This is a genomic window from Achromobacter sp. 1011811831 (assembly GCF_059760905.1).
This window is the reverse complement of the sequence record NZ_JCBANG010000250.1, coordinates 1-255: the sequence shown is the minus strand read 5'-3', so window position 1 is coordinate 255 and position 255 is coordinate 1. Positions and strand designations below refer to the sequence as shown.

The 255-nt window shown below is 78.4% G+C and carries 1 protein-coding gene; it reads right to left on the bottom strand.

The features are described 5' to 3' along the window. Positions 1-255 (bottom strand): hypothetical protein (locus AC6LJ9_RS30835; protein WP_498150486.1); only part of this gene is annotated, 255 nt, incomplete at both ends.

Genomic DNA, 255 nt, shown 5'->3' with positions numbered 1-255 from the left:
TCCAGCGCCGCGCCCTCGCGCAGCACGATGGCCGGCGCCTCGCCCGCCTTGGACAGCGCGCGCGCCTTGACGCTCGCGTCCGGCGACACGAAGGTGTTGCCCAGCGTGATGGCCCCGCCCCGCGTCGTGATGCCGGCCTGCGCGTCGATCCGGCCCGCCGTCAGCGCCACCTGCCCGCCGTCGGCCAGCGCCACCGCCTCGGCCACCGTCAGCGCGCCGCCGGTCGCCAGGTCCAGCCCGCCCAGGCCCATGTCG